Here is a 21,107-nt window from a genome sequence, read left to right on the forward strand (position 1 = left end):
CCCAGCCGAGGTGCGACTGTGGTTCGCGCTTCGGACTCGTCCAGGCGGGTTCAAGTTTCGTCGACAGCATCCGGTGGCCGGATATGCGCTTGACTTCGCTTGCCTCGGCGCCCGACTTGCGATTGAGATCGACGGCGAGGTGCATGAGCGCGGCGGGGAGCCGATACATGACCGCACACGCGACGAGGCACTCGCCGCTCTCGGCATCGCCACGCTTCGCTTCGCGGCGCGCGACGTCTTCGCAGACCTGGACGCAATTATCACTGCGATCGTCGTCGCTTGCCGAGAGCGCGCGCCCCTCCACCACGATGCTGCGCGTCGTGGTCCCCCTCCTCGTGCCGGGGAGGTTCGATAGGTAACCTCATGCTGCCCTCGCTTCTCATCGCCAATCGCGGCGAGATCGCCTGCCGCGTCATCCGCACTGCGCGCGCGCTCGGCGTGCGCACCGTCGCGGTCTATTCCGACGCCGACGCGGCCGCGCTCCACGTCCGGCTCGCCGACACCGCGGTGCGGCTCGGCCCTGCGCCGGCGCGCGACAGCTACCTGCGCGGTGAACTGATCCTCGCCGCCGCGCGCGCGACCGGCGCCGCCGCGATCCACCCCGGTTACGGCTTCCTCTCCGAAAACGCCGACTTCGCTGCGGCGGTGATCGAGGCCGGGCTGACCTGGGTCGGCCCCGACCCCGCGAGCATCCGCGCGATGGGGCTCAAGGACGCCGCCAAGCAGCGCATGATCGCCGCGGGTGTGCCCGTCACCCCGGGTTACCTCGGCGAGGACCAGTCGCCCGAGCGGCTCGCCGATGAGGCCGCGCGCGTCGGCTATCCCGTCCTCATCAAGGCGGTCGCGGGCGGCGGCGGCAAGGGCATGCGCCGCGTCGACGATCCCGCCGACTTCGCTGCCGCGCTCGGCTCGTGCCGGCGCGAGGCGGCGGCGGCGTTCGGCGACGAGCGCGTGCTGATCGAGCGCTACATCCTCGCGCCGCGCCACATCGAGGTACAGGTGTTCGGCGATCGCCACGGCCAGGTCGTCCACCTGTTCGAGCGCGACTGCTCGCTCCAGCGCCGCCACCAGAAGGTGATCGAGGAGGCGCCGGCGCCCGGCATGGACGCGGCCACCCGCGCCGCGGTGTGCGACGCCGCGGTGCGCGCCGCGCGCGCGGTCGATTATGTCGGCGCGGGCACGATCGAGTTCATCGCCGACGCGAGCGCGGGCCTGCGCGCCGACCGCGTGTGGTTCATGGAGATGAACACGCGGCTCCAGGTCGAGCATCCCGTCACCGAGGCGATCACCGGGGTCGACCTGGTCGAGTGGCAGCTCCGGGTGGCGAGCGGCGAGCCGCTGCCGCTCCGCCAGGACGAGCTCGCGATCCGCGGTCACGCGATCGAGGCGCGGCTCTACGCCGAGGATCCCGCGCGCGGCTTCCTGCCCTCGACGGGTGCGCTGATCGCCTTCCGCCCGGGCGCGGGCGTGCGGGTCGACACCGGGGTGGAGCAGGGCGCGACGATCTCGCCGCATTATGACCCAATGATCGCCAAGCTGATCGCGCAGGCTGACACGCGCGACGCCGCGCGGGCCCGGCTCGGCGCGGCGCTCGCGCAGACACAGGTCTGGCCGGTGCGCACCAACGCCGGGTTCCTGGCTCGCGCGCTCGACCATGCCGATTTCGCCGCCGGGGCGGTGGATACAGGACTGATCGAGCGGGCGGGCGCGGCGCTGATGCCGCGCGAACGGCCGAGCGAAGCCGCGCTGACGGCCGCGGCGCGCGCGCTCACGAGCCGCGCGCCGGTACCGGGTTTTCGCCTCAACGCGCCACCGCGATGCACGGCGGCGTTCCTGCTGGACGGCAGCCCGGTCGAGGTGACGCTCGCCGGCGACGCCATGGCGGGCGAGCAGCGCGAGCAGGTGCTGATCACCGAGGCCGGGCAAACCTATGCGCTCACGTCGTTCCGCGCCGCGTCGGCGGGCGGCGGCGCGGCGGGCGACGGCGCGATCCTCGCGCCCATGCCCGGACGGGTCATCGCGGTCGAGGTCACCGCGGGCGAGCGCGTCCGCGCGGGGCAGCGGCTCGTCACGCTGGAGGCGATGAAGATGGAGCACAGCCTGTCCGCGCCGTTCGACGGGGTCGTCGCCGCGCTCGACGTCGCGGTCGGGGCGCAGGTGGTCGACGGCGCCGCGCTGGCGCGGATCGAGCGGGAGGACGCGTGATGGCGGGGCGTCACTATGACGAATGGGCGGTCGGCGATGTCGTCGAGCATCCGATCCGTCGCACCGTCACCGAGACCGACAACCTGCTGTTCTCGACGATGACGCACAACCCGCAACCGCTCCACCTCGACGCCGAGGCGGCGCGCGCGTCCGAGTTCGGACAAATTCTGGTCAACGGCACCTTCACCTTCGCGCTGATGGTGGGGCTGTCGGTCGGCGAGACGACGCTGGGGACGCTCGTCGCTAATCTGGGCTACGACAAGGTCGTGATGCCGGCGCCGGTGTTCATCGGCGACACGCTCCGGGCGTCGAGCGCCGTAACGGCGCTGCGCGACAGCCGCTCGCGACCGGAGGCGGGTCTGGTGACGTTCGAGCATCGACTGCACAATCAGCGTGACGAGCTGGTGTGCCAGTGCCTCCGCACCGCGCTGCTGACGCGTCGCGCTGGCTGAGGCGAGGGCGCGTCGAGGCGGAGGCAGGTGCTATCCTGATGTCGCCGCTGTTCAGTTCCCCGGCACAGGGGGGGGGAATGGAAGCGGAGGTGATGCGCCGGTCGTCGCCGGCGCCGCCCGCCGCGCCCGCGCGATGAGCGACCGTGGAGGCTTCGCAGTCGCACCACCCACGAGGTGTTCCCACCGCGGGCTCACCGCACTAGAGGAGCGCGATGAACCAGCGTCCCGCTCCTCCGCGCCGCCGCCTGCTCTGGCGCGCCGGCACGTTCGCCGCCATCGCCGCGCTGGTCGCGCCCGCTGCCGCGCAGGTGAGCGCTCCTATCGCTGCACCGCCCGCCACCCCGGTGCCGCCGTCGCCCGTTCCCCCCGCTCCCGTGCCCGTCGTCCCCGTCGCGCCGGTGGCGCCGAGCGTGCCGCTGCCGACGCTCACCGCGGCGCAACGCCAGCAGCTCGCCACGCTGATCGCGGACGACGAACTCGCGCAGGGGCTGCGGGTCTCGCGGCGCACCGATCTCGACACGCTCGACTCCGCCGCGATGGTGCGCGCCGCGCTCGATCACGCCCGTGCGGTCCACAGCGGGCGCTTGATGCCCGAGGACTTCCAGAAGGACTGGGGCATCCGTCCGCCCGCTTATGATCCGCTCCCCGCCTTCGCGGATGCGGTGGCGCGCGACCGGCTGTCCGGCTGGCTGCGCGCGCTGCCGCCTCCCTATCAGGGCTATGACACGCTCGTCGCCGGGCTCGCGCGCTATCGCGCGATCGTCGACAAGGGCGGCTGGCCGACGCTCACCGCGACGCCCGCGTTCGGCAGTCGCGGCGCCGATGTCGCGCGCCTGCGCGAGCGACTAGCATTCGAGGACCCGCAGCTGGCCGCATCGGGCGATACGTTCGACTCCGCGCTGCTCGACGCGGTGCGCCGCGCGCAGCGTCGCTATGGGCTCAATCCCGCCGGGCAGGTCGGCGCGCAGACGCTCGCGGCGCTCAACGTGCCGGCGGAGCGCCGCCTGCGTCAGATCATGGCCAATCTCGAGCGCTGGCGCTGGCTCCCCGCCGAGCTCGACAAGAAGCGCGTCCAGGTCAACATTGCCGCTGCGGTGCTCACCGCGTTCGACGGGGACGAACCGGTGATGTCGATGAAGGCGGTGACGGGCCGCCCGGGTAACGAGACGCCGATGCTGATCTCCCGGATCAACAGCATCGTGCTCAACCCGCCCTGGAACGTGCCGACATCGATCGCCACCAAGGAGCTGTGGCCCAAGGAAAGGGCCAACCCCGGCTATCTGAAGCGCAACGGCTTCCGCGTGATCGACACCGGGAACGGCGGCAAGCGTCTGCAGCAATCGTCCGAGAAGAGCGCGCTCGGCCGCTACAAGTTCGATTTCCCGAACGATTTTGCAGTCTATCTGCACGACACCCCGGCGCGCTCGGGCTTTTCGCGCTTCGACCGTCTGTCGAGCCACGGCTGCGTGCGGCTCGAGAAGCCGGCGGATCTTGCGCGGCTGCTGCTGCGGACCACGCCCGACTGGCCGCCCGAGACGATCGACTCGACCGTTGCGGCGGGCAAGACGGTGCGCGCGGCGATGGCCGAGCCGGTCAGCGTGTATCTGCTCTACTGGACCGCTTTCGCCAGCCCCAACGGGCAGGTAGGCTTCCGCGAGGACCCGTATAGCTGGGACGCACGGCTAGCCGCGACGGTGGAGCGGCGTTCGGCCGTGCAGGTCCAGGCGGTGGCCGCGCGATGAGGAAAGAGATGATGACCAAGCGACTGATGTTCCCGCTGTTCGCCACTGCCGCCTTGGCGCTGGCGGGCTGCTCGCGCGATCCCGAGCCGGCACCCGAGCCGAGCGCCACGGTCGAGGAAGCGCCGGCTCCGGAGCCGACGCCGACGCCGACGCCCGAGCCCACGCCGCTGGCGTCGCCCAGCCCGCTGGGCAACGAGACCGCGGTGCTGCCGCCCGAGGAGGAACCCGCGCCGGACGAGCAGATGCTCGACGATGCCTCGGCGACCGGCATGACCGCGCGCGCCACCCGCAAGGCAGAGCGCGATTGATCCGCTGATCGGTGTCGATCGTGCCTGTTACTACCCGGATCGGTGCGGCTCCTGCTTGACTAAAAGCCGGCTTCAACAAAGACTTGCTGGCTTGTGGGGAGTCCAGTCCGGTGGAGCGTAACATGGCCTTTGTGCCGTTCGACGAGGAGCTGCGCCAGCAGGCGGTGGATCGCGTCTGGCAACCCGCGCGCGACCGGCGCGGCGTGCTTCAGGACATGGTCGATCAGGCGGCGCGGGTCGCGGCGACGCCGATCGCGGCGATCTCGATCATCGATCGCCAGCGACAATGCTTCGTCGCCCGAGTGGGCGACCTGGCGGAGGAGATGCCCCGCGCGGTGTCGTTCTGCTCGCATGCGATCCACCGGCCTGGCGACCCGATGATCGTGCCCGACGCGCGTGACGACCCGCGCTTTGCGGCGAACCCGCTCGTCACCGCGGCGCCGTTCATCCGCTTCTACGCGGGGCTCCCGCTGGTTGATCGCGGCGGCTATGCGATCGGCGCGCTCTGCGTCATCGACGACCGGCTGCACGAGAGCCTTCCCGATTTTTATCGCCTCGCCGAACTCGCGCGCGAGGTGGAGCGCCTCATCGCGCATTGACGCGCACGACCGCGTCGCCGACGAGGGGCAAACGTTTGCACCGGGAGAGTCGCGCCGCGGCATCCCGCAGCCCCGCCGAAGGAATCGGATGAAGAAGCGAATCATGTTGGTCGAGGATGATCCGAGCCATCGCAAGCTCTACGCCTCCTGGCTGACGATCGGCGGTTACGATCCGCAGGTGATCGAGGACGAACGCGGCGCCGTAAGCGCGGCCGAGACGATCAACCCCGACGCGATCATCGTCGACATCCGCATGCCCAATGTCAGCGGACTCGACGTGATCGAGACGCTCAAGGGTACGCCGACGACGCGCGCGATCCCGGTAATGGCGCTCACCGTGCTGCAAAGCCGGCACGATATCGACGCGTGCTTCGCTGCCGGCGCGGACGCGTTCGTGTCCAAGCCCGATCATATCGCCAGCTTCCTCGACAAGGTCTCCAACCTGCTGCGTTGACGCCGCGGCGGCACGCGCCACGGGCGGGCCGGAGCGCTCCGACACGCGCGGCCGCCGTCTGATCCGCCGTCCGCCGCGCGGCGGCCATTGGAGCGCACCGTGCTCCGGCGAACGCGGGAGCACGGTTTAACTTTAGTGGATCGGCCTAGCGCGGACGGTAGGTGATTTCGGCGCTGCCTTGCGCCCGCACCGGCAGGAACAGCCCCGCGCCGGTGACCTGGAGCTGGCCGTTCTCCACCGAGGTGACATCGGTCGACAGCAGGAAGTCGCCCTGCCGGCGTGAGCCGATCGCGCGTTGGGCCTTGCCGAGCAACTCGGTATAGTCGCCGCGGAAGTCGTGCTGGAGCGCGAGCGCTACCGCGCTTTGCACCTGCGCCTCGCCGAGCAGGCGGATCAGCAGATCGAGGGCGGCGGAGTTGGTGCGTGCCACCAGCCGCACGTCGCGCGCGCGCACCAGCTGCGAACCGGGATCGTTATAGGGCATCGCGGTAAGCCATGCCTCGCCGCTGGTGGTCACGCTGTGCGCCGCCCGCGGGGTCACCTTGGCGCGCACGCCGACCGCGAGCCGTCCGCCCGTCGTGGCAAAGACGGTGACCTTGCCGAAGGCGACATCGACGGGTCCGACCGCGGTGATGCTGATGCCGCGCGCGGCAAGCTTGCGCAGCGTGCGTTCCACCACGGGTTCGAGCGTCCGATAATCGGCGAGGACGGGCACCGAGAAGCGCAGCCCGGCGTGCTGCGCCACGCGCGACGGCGGCGGCAGCGGCGTCGCCGCCGGATCCTGCGGGCGGACGCCGACAAAGGTTTCGGTGAGCGCGTCCGCGGCGAGCGTCAGCCGCAACCTGCGTCCGTCCACTCGATAGCCGCCGAACCCAAGCGCGCGTGGCGTGACGCGCAGCCACGCCGGTGGATTGTGCTTGCTCAGCTCGATCGAGGTGAAGCCCTGCGCCCATAACGCGGCGAGCTGGTCTCGCAGCTGCAGCTTGGCGAGCTGGCGGGGCAGGTCGCGCTCCAGCTTGCGCACGACTCCCTTCAGCTTGGCATCCGCGCGCGACGTGAAGGTGATGCGCTGACCGGCGACGTCGATGCCGGGTTGCTCGCGCCAATCATAGGCGATGTCGAGCTTGGCGGTCGGCTGCCAATCGCCGACGATGCCGAGCCGCCCGGTGGCGCGCACCACCGCGCTGCCGGTTACGGTCTTGCTCAAGACGCCGCCGACATTCTGTGCGGCGACAGCAGCGCGCACCGGCATCACCAGGTCGAGCCGCTCACCTTCTCCGGAAAGCCGGATCACGCCGCGCGTGACCTGGCCGACGAGCCGGCAGCCGAGATCGGGCAGCACCTTTACCTTGGCGATGCCGAGATCCAGCTTCTTCGCTGCGACGCAGCGGTCGCGATGCTCGTCGATCGTCCACAGGACCCGCGGCGTCTCCTTGTTGAGCCCCTGCTCGAGTGTGGCCAGATCGGCCGCCACGGGCACGACGATCGTCGAGCTCTCCGCCGGCAACCGTCCGACTTGCGCCCCGACCCGCGGCGGCGCGGCCGTGTCGCGCGGCTTGCCGCAGCCGCTCAGCAGCCCGGCGATCGCGCCGATGGTGAGCAGCGCGGGGAGAGGGATGGCAGCGAAGGCGGTACGGGGCACGATCAACTCCCCGAGGGGCGGCCGGGCGTGGCGCCGTCGACGCATCAATTGATCCGTGGCGCTGACCTCGGTGTCAATAGCGGGTCGCGACACGCGCGGCATGCGTCACCCTCGTCGACTTGCCGGATGTGCGGCAGCGACGGTCGCGCGTTGTCCCTCAAACAGCTGGCCTGCGCTTAATGGTCCGGGCTCACAGCACCCGTCACCCTGGCAAGAGCCGACGTGCAGTTCGGCGACGTTAGCGCGCGAAAGCTGCGACGTGGCACCATGCTGCGCCACGTTGCGGCTCGTGCGCTCGCTCGACGGCCGAGGTTGCCACACGGTAAATCCGGGCTCGCGGATGCCGGAAGGTTTGCAGGTCGGCAATCGCTACTGACGACAGTGCATCGGCCTAGCGACGGCGTCGTTCCGTCGTTCGCAGGCGGGGGTGCCACAGACCAACTAGAAGGCCGGCTCGTCACCCGGATCGGCGGCGACGTGGATACCGCATTCCACCTTGTCCCAGCCGCGCCAGCGTCCCGCGCGCGGGTCTTCGCCGGGGCGAACCTTGGAGGTGCACGGTGCGCAGCCAATCGACAGATAGCCCTGCGCCTCGAGCGGATGGCGCGGCAGGTCGTGCTCGGTGAAATAGGCGTCGAGCCGCTCCTTCGACCAGTCGGCGAGCGGGTTGATCTTGAGCCGGCCCTCATCGAGCTCGACGCGCGGGATCGTCCGCCGGGTCGAGGCCTGAAAGCCCTTGCGCCCCGAGATCCACGCCGCGAACGGCAGCAGCGCACGCCGCAGCGGCTCCACCTTGCGCAGCGCGCAGCAGCCGTCCGGATCGTAGGACCAGCGCAGGCCCTTCTCGTCCTTGAGCCGCAGCAGCCGCGGGTCGGGGCGGAACACGCGCAGATCGGTAAAGCCGAGCCGCTCGGCGAGTTCGTCGCGATAGGCTAGCGTCTCGCCGAACATCTTCTGCGTGTTGGTGAAGATCACCGGCACGTCGCGATCCGCCGCGGCGATCATGTGGAGCAGCACCGCCGATTCCGCGCCGAACGACGACACCGCCGCGATCCGCCCCTTAAGCGGTCCGGTGATCAGCTCCGCCAGCAGCTCGGGCGCGGTGGCGTCGGCGTAGCGTGCGTCGAGCGCCGCCGCTTCGTCGGGCGAGAAGGCGGGCGTGACGTCGATCGTGTCGAGCTGGCGCGCGGGCTCACCCATGGCGCAGCTTCCACACCGGCACCTTGGCGTCCGCCGCGCGCTGATACGGCGTCGGATAGCGCGCGAGCGAGCGCTCGAGCACCGCGGCGTCGATCGCGGTCTCGGGCGCGAAGCTGTCGAAGCCGCAACGGCGCATGTGCGGGATCTGGTCGACCAGCACATCCCCGGCGGCGCGCAGCTCGCCGGCATAGCCCGCCTCGCGCAGGATCCGTGCGCTCGAATAGCCGCGTCCGTCGCGGAACGTCGGAAACGACACTTCCACCAGCGCGAGTCGCTCGAGATGCGGCAGCAGCAGCCGCGCGTCGTCGCCCGCTTCGAGCCGCACCGCGCCGGCGTTGGTCTGGCCGGCGACGAACGAGTCGAGCGTGACCGCGGGCTCGTCGTGCGCCTCGTCGTCGCGGTAGCGCAGCATGTTGTCGCTCATGCGGTGATCCTCCGGACGTGCGGCTCAGCCATAGATCGCCTCCTTGAACGGCTGCATGCCGACGCGGCGATAGGTGTCGACGAAGCGCTCGCCCTTTTCGCGGACCTGCAGATAGGTGTCGGTGACCCGCTCGATCGCATCGACCACGCCGTCCTCGTCGAAGCCGGGACCGGTGATGCGGCCGAGGCTGACGTCCTCCGCGCCCGAACCGCCGAGCAGCAGCTGGTAATTCTCGGTGCCTTTCTTGTCGACGCCGAGGATGCCGATATGGCCCGCGTGATGGTGGCCGCAGGCGTTGATGCACCCCGAGATTTTGAGCTTGAGCTCGCCCAGATCACGCTGCCGCCCGGCATCAGCGAAGCGCTGGCCGATCTTCTGCGCCAGCGGGATCGAGCGCGCGTTGGCGAGCGCACAATAGTCGAGCCCCGGGCAGGCGATGATGTCGCTGATCAGGTCGAGATTGGCCTCGGCCAGCCCCGCCTCGGTGAGCTGCTGCCACACCGCATAGAGGTCGGCCTTGCGGACGTGCGGCAGGACGATGTTCTGCGCGTGGGTGACGCGCAGCTCGTCGGCGCTGTAACGCTCGGCGAGATCGGCCATCACGTCGATCTGCTCGGCCGAGGCGTCGCCCGGGATGCCGCCGATCGGCTTGAGCGAGATGTTGACGATCGCATAGCCGGGCTGCTTGTGCGGCTTGACGTTCTGGTCGAGCCACAGCGCGAAATCCGGATCGATTCGGTCGACGGTGTCGGGCGCAGCGGCGTCGAACGGCGGCGGCGCGAACATCGCGCTGATCCGCGCCAGCTCGGCCGCGGGCGGATCGATGCCGAGCTGCCTGACCGCGAGGAACTCCTCCTCAACCTGGCGGCGATATTCGTCCGCGCCGATCTCGTGGAGCAGGATCTTGATCCGCGCCTTGTAGATATTGTCGCGGCGGCCGTAGCGATTGTACACGCGCAGACACGCCTCGAGATAGCTCATCAGCTCGTCCGCGCCGACAAAGTCGCGGATCAGCGGCGCGATCATCGGCGTCCGCCCCATGCCACCGCCGACATAGACGCGCGCGCCGAGCTTGCCATCGCGCTCGACCAGCTGGAGCCCGATGTCGTGGAGCCGCATCGCCGCGCGATCCTCGTCGGCGGCGATCACCGCGATCTTGAACTTGCGCGGCAAGTAGGTGAACTCGGGATGGAAGGTGCTCCACTGGCGCAGCAGCTCGGCCCAGGGGCGCGGGTCGGTGACCTCGTCCGCCGCGGCGCCGGCGAACTGGTCCGAGCTGATGTTGCGGATGCAATTGCCGCTGGTCTGGATCGCGTGCATCTCCACCGTCGCCAGCTCGGCGAGGATGTCGGCGGCGTCCTCCAGCTTGATCCAATTGTATTGGATGTTCTGGCGCGTGGTGAAATGGCCATAGCCGCGGTCGTATGTGCGCGCGACGTGCGCCAGCATGCGCATCTGGCGCGCGTTGAGCGTGCCGTAAGGCACCGCGACGCGCAGCATATAGGCGTGGAGCTGGAGGTAGAGGCCATTCATCAGCCGCAGCGGCTTGAACTGGTCCTCGCTCAGCTCGCCCGCTAGCCGGCGCCGGCATTGGTCGCGGAACTCCTCGACCCGCGCGTCCACGATCGCCTGATCATATTCGTCGTACTGGTACATTCGTAGATCCTAGCTCCTCCCTGGAACGGGGAGGGGGACCGCCGCCCGCAGGGCGGTGGCGGAGGGAGGCTCGCGCAAGCGCACCGTTAGCGGCGAGCCCCCTCCACCACTCGCCTGCGGCGAGTGGTCCCCCTCCCCGTGCCGGGGAGGATCGTTTCTCATATCACCCAGCTGCCCGCGTTCGGGTCGGCCGGCTTGAGCGTCAGGTCGGTGCGCACGGTCGGCCCGAGCGCGCGGATACGGTCCTTGATATGTGCCGGGCGCGGCCCCTCGGGGGTCGGGGTCGCCTCGATCACATAGGGCACGTTGACGCGCCGCGCCGCCTCTTCTTCGCGCGCGATCGCCTCGGCGCGCTCGCCCGCGTCGACCGCCTCCTCGATATGGCGCGACCAGCCGCCGCCCGCCCACCAGACCACGTCGCCGGTCGGCAGATCGTTGCCCGTCACCAGCCTCATGCGGACAGGCCCCCGACGCTCTCGGCGACACGCGCGTAACCGGCGAGCCGGTCCTCGGCGTCGGACAGTTCGACCACCTCGCCGACGACGATGATCGCCGGGCTGGCGACCTGCTCGCGCGCCACCATCGCGCCGAGATCGGCGAGCAGCGTGCGCAGCGCGCGGCGGCCGGGCAGCGTACCTTTCTCGAGCACCGCAACGGGCATGTCGGGCGCGACGCCATCGGCCATCAATTTGTCCGCGATCGCTTCGGCGGTGGCCACGCCCATGTAGATCACCAGCGTGCGGCCCTGCCCGGCAAGGCCGGACCAGTCCTGGTCGGTGAGCCCCTTGCACTGGCCGGCGACGAAGGTGACCGCCGAGCTGTGGTCGCGGTGGGTGAGCGGCAGCATCGCCTCGGCGGCGCAGCCGAGCGCGGCCGAGACTCCGGGGATCACCTCCACCGCAAGCCCGGCGGCGCGCACCGCCTCGACCTCTTCGCCGCCGCGCCCGAAGATGAAGGGATCGCCGCCCTTGAGCCGCACCACCACGCTGCCGGCGCGGACGTGCGCGACGATCAGCGCGTTGATGGCCTCCTGCGGCAGCGTGTGCCGCGCGCGCCGCTTGGCGACCGAGATGCGCTGCGCGGTAGCGGGCGCGAGCGCGAGCACGCGATCGTCGATCAGCCCATCGTGCACGACGACATCGGCGGCGCGCAGCGCGTCCACCGCGCGGACGGTGAGCAGCCCGGGATCGCCGGGCCCGGCACCGACGAGGATGACGCGGCCGCGCGCGTCGGGATCGAGGAGGCTTGCCATACCCGCTACATGGGCGGGGGCAGAGGGCAGGCGCAACCGTTGTTCGCTTGTCGCGTGCCTAGCCTGGCTTTTCCTCCACACACGCCGGCGCGCTCCGCGGCTTCAGTGCGCCGCCTTGTCGCCGCGGTGGAACAGGTGGAGCAGCCCCGCGATCGCGCCGCCGACCGCCAGACCGACCACGCCGGACAGTGTCGCGGTGAGCAGCCAGCCGAGCACGGCCCCGAGCGCCGGGGCGCCATGCTCGACCTGCTCGGCAAGGTGGTGGACCAGATGCTGGGGCGCGCGCCAGCCCAGCGTCTCGGCGCCGTGGAGCAGGATTCCGCCGCCGACCCACAGCATGGCGGCGGTGCCGATCACCGCGAGCCAGCGCATCAGCACCGGCACGCCCTTGACCAGCCCGCGCCCGATCGCGCGCAGTGCCGGGGACGAGCCCTTCGCGAGGTGCAGCCCCAGGTCGTCCGCCTTCACGATCAGCGCCACCACGCCGTACACGCCGGCGGTGATCGCCACCGCGACCAGCGCCAGCGTGATCGCCTGGGTGAGCAGCGGGGTATCGGCGACCTCGCCGAGCGCGATCGCCATGATCTCGGCGGAGAGGATGAAGTCGGTACGGATCGCGCCCGAGACCTTTTGACGTTCCAGCTCGGCCGGGTCGGTGGTGGCGTCGGCAGCATCGTCGTGGTGCTGGCCCGACAGGGCCTCGATCACCTTCTCGGCGCCCTCGAAGCACAGATAGGCGCCGCCCAGCATCAGCAGCGGGGTGATCGCCCAGGGCGCCCAGGCGCTCAGCCCGATCGCGATCGGCAGCAGAAAGACGATCTTGTTGCGCAGCGATCCGAGCGCGATCTTGCCGATGATCGGCAGCTCGCGCTGCGGCGACAGGCCGGTGACGTAGCGCGGCGTCACCGCGGTGTCGTCGACCACCACGCCCGCTGCCTTGGTGCCCGCCTTGGCCGCCGCGGCACCGACATCGTCGAGCGAGGCGGCGGCGAGCCGGGTCAGACCGGCGACGTCGTCGAGCAGCGCGACCAATCCGCTGGGCATCATCTATCTCCCTGTTCGCGCGTGCTGATGCCCCGCGCAGGCGGGGCTGTCGAGGGGCGGGAGGTGCTCAGCCCTCGGCCAGCCCGATCCCGATCGCGGCGCGCGCCGCCTCCGCCTCGTTCGAGACCACGGGATAGGCGCAGTAATCGGCGGCGTAATAAGCGCTGGGGCGGTGGTTGCCCGACCAGCCTATCCCGCCGAACGGTGCCGACGACGAGGCACCGTTGGTGGGCTTGTTCCAGTTGACGATCCCCGCGCGCGCGCCCGCCCAGAAGCGATCGAACAGCGCTGGCGTCTGGCTGATCAGCGCGGCCGACAGGCCGTAGCGGGTCGCATTGGCCTCCGCGATCGCGGCGTCGAAATCGTCGACGCGGACGACCTGGAGCAGCGGGCCGAACAGCTCGAGATCGGGGCGTTCGCTCACCTCGGTGACGTCGATGATCCCGGGCGTGAGAAAAGGGCGCGCGGGATCGGGGCGGGCCATGTGGCGCACCGGTCGACCGCCCTTCATCATCAGCGCGAGGAAGCTTTCGCTCAGCCCGTCGGCGGCGTCGTTGTCGATGACCGGGCCCATGAACGGCTGGGGGTCGTCGAGCGGCGCGCCGACGATCAGCCGATTGGTCAGTGCGGTTAGCTCGGCGAGCAGTGCATCCGCGAGCGTGTCCTGCACGATCAGCCGCCGCGCCGCGGTGCAGCGCTGGCCCGCGGTGGTGAAGGCGGACTGCGCCACCAGCACGGCGGCCGTGTGGAGATCGGGCGTATCCCACACCACGATCGGATTGTTGCCGCCCATTTCGAGCGCGAGGATCTTCTCGGGCTTTTCGGCGAAGGCGCGGTTGAGCGCGATGCCGGTGCGCGCCGAGCCGGTGAACAGCAGGCCATCGATGTCCGGATGGGCGGCAAGCGCGCGCCCCTCAGCCGGACCGCCGATCACCACGCGCGCCGTCTGCTCCGGCACGCCCGCGGCATGGAGGCACTCGACCAGGAAGAGCCCGGTCGCGGGCGTCTTCTCCGAGGGCTTGAACACCACCGCATTGCCCGCGATCAGCGCGGGGACGATGTGCCCGTTGGGCAGATGCGCGGGAAAGTTATACGGCCCCAGCACCGCCAGCACGCCATGCGGCTTGTGACGCACCGCCATGCGGCTGTTCATCGGCGCCTCCATGCGGCGCTGCGCGGTGCGCTCGGCGTAGGCGGTGACCGAAATATCGACCTTGGCGATGACTGTGTCGACCTCGGTGCGCGCCTCCCACAAGGGCTTGCCGGTCTCGCGCGCAATCACCTCGGTGAAGGTGTCGGCGCGCTGGCGCACCACGTTGGCGAAGCGGCGAAGCGTCTCGATCCGGTACGAGAGCGAGCGCGCCGCCCAGGGCACGAAGCCATCGCGCGCGGCGGCGACTTCCTGGTCGACATCGCTCACCGGGCCGCGCCAAAGCTCGGCGCCGGTGGCCGGCTCGTACGAGATCAATTCTGCCATGCGGCTCTCTTGGCGATATTTTCCGGGGATGCCAATCGCGGCTGAGACAGCGGCATACGGCGCGATGCGGAACGCGCACCGCGATGCGGAAGGTGCGGCGTGACCGGTGGGTCAGCGCTCGCCGTCACGCGCTTGGCGCCCTGCGTCACCCTGCCAGCGCCTCGGCCATCTCCCGGATCGCTACCAGTTTCGCCTCGAACGCCCTCCAGTCGTCGCGCGCCGCGATCGGTGCCCAGATCGCCTCGACCTCGTCGATCAGCATCGCGCACGGCTCGCCGCGCCAATATGCATGATCGCGCGCCGCCCGCGGCGCATAGTCCGCCAGCGCCGCCCGCACCGCATCCCACTCCGCGCCGTAAGTGGGGGGTAACTCCTGCGCGAACACGTCGAAGAAGAAGCGGTCGAGCCCGGCGCCACTCGTGCGGAGCGCGCGCTCCACCTCCTGCACCAGCGCGCGGTCGCTCGCCGGATCCGTTGGTCGACGCCCCATCCGCCACAGCAGCGCGGCCGCTACCGCCGGTTGATAATGTTCGGCGAAGCGATCGAGCGCGGCGACCAGCGGCTCGCTCTCGGCGACGAGCCGCAGCGACGAGGCGAGTTGCATCGCGTCCCACAGGATCGCCTCCGGCTGACGGCCGAACGCATACAAACCGCCATGGTCGAAATAGGCGGCGGTGAACCCCGGATCCCATGTCGGCGCGAACCGCCACGGGCCGTAGTCGAAGCTCTCGCCCGTCACGTTGATGTTGTCCGAATTGAGCACGCCGTGGACGAACCCTGCCGCCATGTAGCGCGCGGCGAGCGTTGCGGTGCGCTCCACCACCAGCTCGAGCAGCCGCACCGGATCGTCACCGTCCACGCCGTACAGCTCCGCCAGCACGTAGCGCACCAGCCGCCGCATCGCGTCCTCGTCGCGATGATAAGCGAGCCGCTGGAAGGTGCCGATGCGGACATGGCCGTGGCTCAGCCGCACCAGCACCGCTGCGCGGGTGGGGGAGGGCTCGTCGTTGCGGTCGAGCGCCTCGCCGGTCTCGATCAGCGAAAGGCTGCGCGACGTCGGCACGCCGAGCGCCTCGAGCTGCTCGCTGGCCAGCACCTCGCGCACCCCGCCCTTGAGCGTCAGCCGGCCGTCACCGAAGCGGCTCCACGGCGTCTGCCCCGAACCCTTGGTGCCGAGCTCGAGCAGGCGCCCGTCGCGATCGCGCAGCTGGGCGAAGGTGAAGCCGCGCCCGTCGCCGAGATCGGGGTTGTACGCGCGGAACTGATGACCGTGGTAGCGCAGCGCCAGCGGCTGGTCGAGGCTGCCCGGCAGCGGCACGAAGCGGCCGAAATGCGCGGTCCATTCGGCGTCGTCGAGCCCGGCCAGTCCCACCTCCGCGGCGGCGCGATCGTTGCGGAAGCGCAGTCGCGTGTCCGGGAAGTCGGCGGCGACAACGGGATCGTAGAACGGCTCGCCCAGCGAGAGGATCGGGCGCTCGGGGCGATATGCTTGCGGGTCGAAGGGCATGCGTGGATATGGGGGGCGCTCGAGTGAGGGTGCAAGCATGGCAGGATTTCGCGACGTCTATTGGTGGTCCGCCGACGGGCTGCGATTGCACGCGCGCGATTATCCCGGTCCTGAGGGCGACACCGCGCCGCCGCTGCTGTGCCTGCCGGGGCTGACGCGGAACGTCCGCGATGCCGAGCCGCTGGTCGCCGCGCTCGCCGGGCGGCGGCGCGTGCTCGCGGTCGAGTTCCGCGGACGCGGCGAGAGCGGCTATGCCAAGGACCCGATGAGCTATGTCCCGCTGACCTACGCGCAGGACTTGGTCGCGCTGCTCGCCGATCAGGCGATCGAGCGGGTCGTCGCGGTCGGCACGTCGCTCGGCGGGATCGTGACGATGCTGCTCGCGGGCATGCTGCCGGGGCGTATCGCGGGGGCGCTGCTCAACGACATCGGCCCGGCGATCGAGCCGGGCGGACTGGCGCGGATCCGCGGCTATGTCGGCAAGCCGAGCAACTACCCTACCTGGCTCCACGCCGCGCGCGGCCTGCAGGAGAGCATCGCCGACGTCTATCCCGACTGGTCGATCGAGCAATGGCTGGCGATGGCGAAGCGGCTGTACCGGCTCAACAGCGCGGGGCGGATCGTGCTCGACTATGACCTGCGCGTCGCCGAGCCCTTGCGACTGCCCGGTGGCGAGGCGGGCCCCGATCTGTGGCGCGCGCTGGCCGCGCTGGGCCGGGTGCCGGTGGTGATCGCACGCGGCGAGCGCAGCGACATCCTCTCCGCCGTGACCGCGCGGCGGATGGCGGAGGCGCTGCCGGACGCGACCGTCGTGACGGTGCCACGTGTCGGCCATGCGCCGCTGCTCGACGAGCCCGCAGTGGCGCCCGCGCTCGCCCGGCTGCTCGACGGCACCGCGGAACCCGCGCGCTAGCGGTTCGTCTCGCTGATCCGAGGAGGCGCCACCGCAAGCCAGGCGCGTCGAGGAGCGAGCGCGATGACGACCGACATGCCCTATGACGCTTTGGTGTTCGGCCCCGCCGACATCGACCTGTCGCGCTCGCCGCTGGCCGGGCACCTCGACGCCGAGACCTATGTGCTCGGCGCGTTCAATCCCGGCATGACGCGGCTCGACAACGGCAACTTGCTGCTGATGGTGCGCGTCGCCGAGGCACTGCGGCATCCGGTGCGCGACCAGCAGATCCACGCGATCCGCTGGGACGCGGGGCGCTATGTGCTCGACGCTTGGCCGCTGTCGCTGGTCGACACCGCGGACCCGCGCAAGTTCATGATGCGCGGCGGTGGGTGGAAGGTGATGGCGCTCACCTCGCTATCCTGGCTGCTCCCGGTCGAGCTCGACGCTGCCGGCACGCGCGTCGAGGCGGTTCACTACGACCGCGCGATCGCGCCGCGGGCGGGCTATCAATGCTATGGCGTCGAGGACGCGCGGATCAGCCGGGTCGACGGCCGCTACTACATGACGACCTGCTCGGTCAGCCCCGAGCGCCACTGCACCACGCTCTACACCAGCGACGACGCGCTCGACTGGCATCTCGACGGCATCGTGCTCGACCATCAGAACAAGGACATGCTGATCTTCGAGGGAAAGGTGGGCGAACGCTTCTGGGCACAGACACGCCCGCTCGGCGACCTCTACTTCGCTTACCCGCCCGACAGCGAATGGCGCGGCGGCCCGTCGATCAACCTCGCCACCTCGCCCGACGCGCTGCACTGGAAGCCCTACGACCAGCCCGGTATCCGCCCGCATGCCGCGACCACGGCGACCGCGCGGATGGGCGGCGGCGCGCCGCCGGTGCTAGCGACGGTGAACGGGCAGGAGGGCTGGCTAACCCTGTGGCACGGCGTCGAGCCGTCGGGGGTGGTGGGGATCTACCGCACCTATTGGACCTTGCTCGACAAGGATGACCCCTCGCGCACGCTCGCGACCAGCCACGCCGCGCTGCTGGAGCCCGCCCCGGCGCTGACCGAGCCGCTCAAGGAACTGATGTACCTCGACAATGTCGTCTTCACCACCGGCATTGCGGACGGCGGCGCGCATTGGGTCGTGGCGAGCGGCGAAGCCGATCTGGCGTGCCGCATCACCCATATCCCCAAGGACGCGATCGGCTGATCGCGCCGGCACCGCCCGCGGGAACGGTGCCGGCGGCGGCTCAGTTGCTGTCCGAATCGTCGCCGTCGTCGATCGCGATCGCGGCACCGGCGACCACCACCGCGGCGGCGAGCGCCAGCCCGATGATCACGCCGGGTCCGGCGATCTCGCTCTTGCGCTCGGCGGCCGGCGCGGCGCGCACCGCCTTGGCGACCGACAGCGACGCTGCCGGGTTGCCCGCCGCGGCGAGCGCCGGCGTGGCGGAGAGCGCGAGCGCGCTCAGCGCGGCGATGGTGGACTTCAGCATCGTGAGAACTCCCTGGATGGTGCGCCGGGCGGCATCGCACCGCGCCTCGTGCAATCGGCGTTAAGCACGAGAGTTGCCGCAATATCGCGGCGGAAAGGATGCGCGCGCGCTTTCGCCGCGTTATGTTGCCGACATGTCACAGCCCCTGTCGATCCTCCATGTCCTGCCGAGCTTCGATCTCGACGCGAGGGGCGCGCGCGTGGCGCGGCTGATGACCGCCTTCGGCGCCCGCGCGCGCCATCGGCTGGTCGTGGCCGACATCGACCGGCTCGGCGCGCGCGCGCGGATCGGCACAGGCGTCCGCTACGAGGTCGCGCAGGACGCGCCCGCGTTCGGCGGCGCGCCCTCGCTCGCGCGGTACGAGGCCTGGGCCAGGCTGATGCGCGGACATGATCTCGTCCTCACCTACGACTGGGCGGCGATCGACGCGGTGATGGCGCGGCGCGTGTTCGCACGCGCCATGCCGCCGGTGATCCACCATGAGGACGGCTTCGCCGACGTCGAGGCAAGCGGATTGCGTCGCGACCGCACGATCTATCGCCGCATCGCGCTCTCCGCCGCGCACGCTCTGGTAGTGCCCAGCCGCGCGCTCGAGCGGATCGCGCGGGAGACGTGGAGGCAGCCGCGTGCCCGCGTCCACCGCATCGGCACCGGCATCGCCACCGCGCTCTATGCCGAGCGCCTCGATCCGCGCGCGCTGCCCGGCTTCGTCCGGAACGAGCGCGAGCTGGCGATCGGCGCGGTGGGCGCGCTGCTGCCGCACAAGGACCTGCCGGCGTTGGTGCGCGCGGTCGGCGGCCTGTCGACGCGCTTCCGCCTCGTCGTCGTCGGCGACGGGCCGGAGCGGCAGGCGATCGAGCGCGCCGCGCTGGCGATGGGGATCGACGATCGCGTGGTGCTCACCGGCGCGGTCGAGCGGCCGTACCGCTACATGGGGCTGTTCGACCTGCTCGCTTTGTCGTCGACGCGCGAACAGTCGCCCACCAGCGTGGTCGAGGCGATGGCGGCGGGGCTGCCGGTGGTGAGCCCGCCGGTGGGCGACGTCGCCGAGATGGTCGCGCCCGAGAACCTGCCGTTCGTCACCGAGCATCACGGCGAGGTGCGGCTGCGCGACGCGATCCAGACGCTCGCGGGGGACGCCGATCTGCGCCAGCGTGTCGGCCGCGCCAATCGGGCGAAGGCGCGCGCGGACTATGATGAGGCGGACATGATCCGCCGTTATGCCGGTCTCTATGCCACGGCCGCCGGGCGGCCGGCTTGTCTCGGTTGAGTCGCAATTTTGTCGCGCTGTCGCCCGATTGCTTTATACGGGCGCGCTACGTCAGTGATGGAAGTGGGAAGAGCGTGTTCAAGGGGCTGAAGCCGATCGTCTATGGAGGCCAGGAAGTGTGGCCGCTGGTGGAAGGTGGCAAGGGCGTCGCCGCGACCAACCATGCCTCGGCCGGGGCGTGGGCGGCGGCCGGCGGGATCGGCACGGTCTCGGCGGTCAATGCCGACAGCTATGATCCCGACGGCAAGATCATCCCGCAGATCTACCGCGCGTTGACCCGGCGCGAGCGCCACGAGGAACTGGTCGCCTATGCGATCGAGGGCGCGGTGCAGCAGGTACAGCGCGCGTGGGAGATCGCGGGCGGCAAGGGCGCGATCAACATCAACGTGCTGTGGGAGATGGGCGGCGCGCCGCGCGTGCTCCACGGCGTGCTGGAGCGCACCCGCGGGCTGGTCGCGGGTGTCACCTGCGGCGCGGGCATGCCGTACAAGCTGAGCGAGATCGCCGCCTCGTACAACGTCAGCTACCTGCCGATCGTCAGCTCGGGCCGCGCCTTCCGTGCGCTGTGGAAGCGCGCTTATTCTAAGGCGAGCGAGTGGCTCGCCGCAGTGGTCTATGAGGATCCCTGGCTCGCGGGCGGTCACAACGGCCTGTCCAACGCGGAGGACCCGCTCAAGCCGGAGGATCCGTACCCGCGCGTGAAGGCGCTGCGCGAGACGATGCGCGAGGGCGGCATCCCGGACAGCACGCCGATCGTGATGGCGGGCGGCGTCTGGTACCTGCGCGACTGGAACGACTGGATCGACAATCCCGAGCTCGGCACGATCGCCTTCCAATATGGCACGCGCCCGCTGCTCACCCGCGAGAGCCCGATCCCCGAGGCGTGGAAGGCCAAGCTGACCGAGATCGAGGAAGGGGAGGTGCTGCTGCACCGCTTCTCGCCGACCGGTTTCTACTCCTCCGCGGTACGCAATCCGTTCCTGCGCGCGCTCGAGGCGCGGTCGGAGCGGCAGATCGCCTTTTCGACGCAGGAGGCGGGGGATCACGTCTTCCAGCTCGACGTCGGCGTGAAGGGCAAGAACTTCTGGGTGACGCGCAACGATCTGCTGCGCGCGCGCCAATGGTTCGGCGCGGGCTTCACCGACGCGCTCAAGACGCCGGACAATACGCTGGTGTTCGTGACGCCGGGCGAGAAGGGCGAGATCCGCAAGGACCAGGCAGATTGCATGGGCTGCCTCAGCCAGTGCCTGTTCTCGAGCTGGGCCGACACCGAGACCAACTCGACCGGCCGGCTCGCCGACCCGCGCAGCTTCTGCATCCAAAAGACGCTGCAGGATATCGCGCATGGCGGCGACACCGACCAGAATCTGATGTTCGCCGGGCACGCCGCCTATAATTTCAAGCGCGACCCCTTCTACTCGAACGGCTTCGTGCCGACGGTGCAGCAGCTCGTCGACCGCATCCTGACGGGCGACTGAC

The 21,107-nt window shown here is 70.5% G+C and carries 21 protein-coding genes; 11 read left to right on the top strand and 10 right to left on the bottom strand.

Annotation, left to right across the window (positions count from 1 at the left end; genetic code table 11):
* The first annotated feature begins 10 nt into the window (after positions 1–10).
* The 7 genes from ACMGDM_RS12775 (at position 11) to ACMGDM_RS12805 (ending at position 5,760) form a co-directional block, all read left to right on the top strand.
* A complete protein-coding gene (locus tag ACMGDM_RS12775; RefSeq protein ID WP_436804497.1) occupies positions 11–355 on the top strand; it encodes an endonuclease domain-containing protein in 345 nt (114 codons plus the stop codon).
* A gap of 8 nt (positions 356–363) precedes the next feature.
* Complete coding sequence (locus ACMGDM_RS12780) at positions 364–2,205, top strand: acetyl/propionyl/methylcrotonyl-CoA carboxylase subunit alpha (protein WP_436804498.1); 1,842 nt, start codon at positions 364–366, stop codon at positions 2,203–2,205.
* Positions 2,205–2,657 carry a MaoC family dehydratase gene (locus tag ACMGDM_RS12785; RefSeq protein WP_436804499.1) on the top strand — a complete coding sequence of 151 codons (453 nt, stop codon included), beginning with the start codon at positions 2,205–2,207 and terminating at the stop codon, positions 2,655–2,657. Before ACMGDM_RS12780 ends, ACMGDM_RS12785 begins: the two co-directional genes overlap by 1 nt.
* A gap of 212 nt (positions 2,658–2,869) precedes the next feature.
* On the top strand, positions 2,870–4,399 hold the full coding sequence (locus ACMGDM_RS12790; RefSeq protein WP_436804500.1) for a L,D-transpeptidase family protein: 1,530 nt from the start codon (positions 2,870–2,872) through the stop codon (positions 4,397–4,399).
* 11 nt (positions 4,400–4,410) lie between these two features.
* The gene (locus ACMGDM_RS12795; protein WP_436804501.1) at positions 4,411–4,707 is read left to right on the top strand and encodes a hypothetical protein; all 297 of its coding nucleotides are present in this window, start codon (positions 4,411–4,413) and stop codon (positions 4,705–4,707) included.
* Between the two features lie 122 nt (positions 4,708–4,829).
* Entirely contained in the window at positions 4,830–5,306 is a 477-nt protein-coding gene (locus ACMGDM_RS12800) for a GAF domain-containing protein (RefSeq protein WP_436804502.1), read from the top strand.
* Positions 5,307–5,394: 88 nt separating this feature from the next.
* Positions 5,395–5,760: a response regulator gene (locus tag ACMGDM_RS12805; RefSeq protein ID WP_436804503.1), complete on the top strand. Its 366-nt coding sequence runs from the start codon at positions 5,395–5,397 to the stop codon at positions 5,758–5,760.
* 145 nt (positions 5,761–5,905) lie between these two features.
* On the opposite strand, the gene ACMGDM_RS12810 is transcribed toward ACMGDM_RS12805, so the two are convergent.
* From ACMGDM_RS12810 to ACMGDM_RS12850, 9 genes are all read right to left on the bottom strand, one after another.
* The gene (locus ACMGDM_RS12810; RefSeq protein WP_436804504.1) at positions 5,906–7,402 is read right to left on the bottom strand and encodes a DUF4403 family protein; all 1,497 of its coding nucleotides are present in this window, start codon (positions 7,400–7,402) and stop codon (positions 5,906–5,908) included.
* A 441-nt stretch (positions 7,403–7,843) separates the two neighbouring features.
* Positions 7,844–8,602, bottom strand: coding sequence for a phosphoadenylyl-sulfate reductase (locus ACMGDM_RS12815; RefSeq protein ID WP_436804505.1), 759 nt, complete (start codon positions 8,600–8,602; stop codon positions 7,844–7,846).
* Positions 8,595–9,026, bottom strand: a complete 432-nt coding sequence (locus tag ACMGDM_RS12820) for a DUF934 domain-containing protein (protein ID WP_436804506.1) — start codon at positions 9,024–9,026, stop codon at positions 8,595–8,597. The genes ACMGDM_RS12815 and ACMGDM_RS12820 overlap by 8 nt, the downstream gene beginning before the upstream one ends.
* A gap of 24 nt (positions 9,027–9,050) precedes the next feature.
* Positions 9,051–10,682, bottom strand: a complete 1,632-nt coding sequence (locus tag ACMGDM_RS12825) for a nitrite/sulfite reductase (protein WP_436804507.1) — start codon at positions 10,680–10,682, stop codon at positions 9,051–9,053.
* A gap of 158 nt (positions 10,683–10,840) precedes the next feature.
* Entirely contained in the window at positions 10,841–11,137 is a 297-nt protein-coding gene (locus tag ACMGDM_RS12830; protein WP_436804508.1) for a DUF2849 domain-containing protein, read from the bottom strand.
* Positions 11,134–11,934, bottom strand: coding sequence for a uroporphyrinogen-III C-methyltransferase (cobA, locus tag ACMGDM_RS12835; RefSeq protein WP_436804509.1), 801 nt, complete (start codon positions 11,932–11,934; stop codon positions 11,134–11,136). Before cobA ends, ACMGDM_RS12830 begins: the two co-directional genes overlap by 4 nt.
* Before the next feature lie 102 nt (positions 11,935–12,036).
* A complete protein-coding gene (locus tag ACMGDM_RS12840) occupies positions 12,037–12,978 on the bottom strand; it encodes a DUF808 domain-containing protein (RefSeq protein ID WP_436804510.1) in 942 nt (313 codons plus the stop codon).
* A 67-nt stretch (positions 12,979–13,045) separates the two neighbouring features.
* On the bottom strand, positions 13,046–14,455 hold the full coding sequence (gene astD / locus ACMGDM_RS12845) for a succinylglutamate-semialdehyde dehydrogenase (RefSeq protein WP_436804511.1): 1,410 nt from the start codon (positions 14,453–14,455) through the stop codon (positions 13,046–13,048).
* Between the two features lie 145 nt (positions 14,456–14,600).
* Positions 14,601–15,962, bottom strand: coding sequence for a protein adenylyltransferase SelO family protein (locus tag ACMGDM_RS12850; protein WP_436804512.1), 1,362 nt, complete (start codon positions 15,960–15,962; stop codon positions 14,601–14,603).
* Positions 15,963–15,999: 37 nt separating this feature from the next.
* On the opposite strand from ACMGDM_RS12850, the gene ACMGDM_RS12855 reads away from it, so the two are divergent.
* Both ACMGDM_RS12855 and ACMGDM_RS12860 read left to right on the top strand, forming a co-directional pair.
* The gene (locus ACMGDM_RS12855; RefSeq protein WP_436804513.1) at positions 16,000–16,875 is read left to right on the top strand and encodes an alpha/beta fold hydrolase; all 876 of its coding nucleotides are present in this window, start codon (positions 16,000–16,002) and stop codon (positions 16,873–16,875) included.
* A 63-nt stretch (positions 16,876–16,938) separates the two neighbouring features.
* Positions 16,939–18,072, top strand: a complete 1,134-nt coding sequence (locus ACMGDM_RS12860) for a glycoside hydrolase family 130 protein (RefSeq protein ID WP_436804514.1) — start codon at positions 16,939–16,941, stop codon at positions 18,070–18,072.
* A 40-nt stretch (positions 18,073–18,112) separates the two neighbouring features.
* Here the strand turns inward: ACMGDM_RS12860 and ACMGDM_RS12865 are convergent, their stop codons facing one another.
* Positions 18,113–18,358, bottom strand: coding sequence for a hypothetical protein (locus ACMGDM_RS12865; RefSeq protein WP_436804515.1), 246 nt, complete (start codon positions 18,356–18,358; stop codon positions 18,113–18,115).
* Between the two features lie 133 nt (positions 18,359–18,491).
* Here ACMGDM_RS12865 and ACMGDM_RS12870 point away from each other — a divergent pair, with 133 nt between their 5' ends.
* Together ACMGDM_RS12870 and ACMGDM_RS12875 are read left to right on the top strand one after the other, a co-directional pair.
* The gene (locus ACMGDM_RS12870; RefSeq protein WP_436804516.1) at positions 18,492–19,628 is read left to right on the top strand and encodes a glycosyltransferase family 4 protein; all 1,137 of its coding nucleotides are present in this window, start codon (positions 18,492–18,494) and stop codon (positions 19,626–19,628) included.
* A gap of 74 nt (positions 19,629–19,702) precedes the next feature.
* Entirely contained in the window at positions 19,703–21,106 is a 1,404-nt protein-coding gene (locus ACMGDM_RS12875) for an NAD(P)H-dependent flavin oxidoreductase (RefSeq protein ID WP_436804517.1), read from the top strand.
* Position 21,107: the final 1 nt, after the last annotated feature.

It is taken from the genome of Sphingomonas larreae, from assembly GCF_051400595.1.
Classification (GTDB): Bacteria; Pseudomonadota; Alphaproteobacteria; order Sphingomonadales; family Sphingomonadaceae; genus Sphingomonas.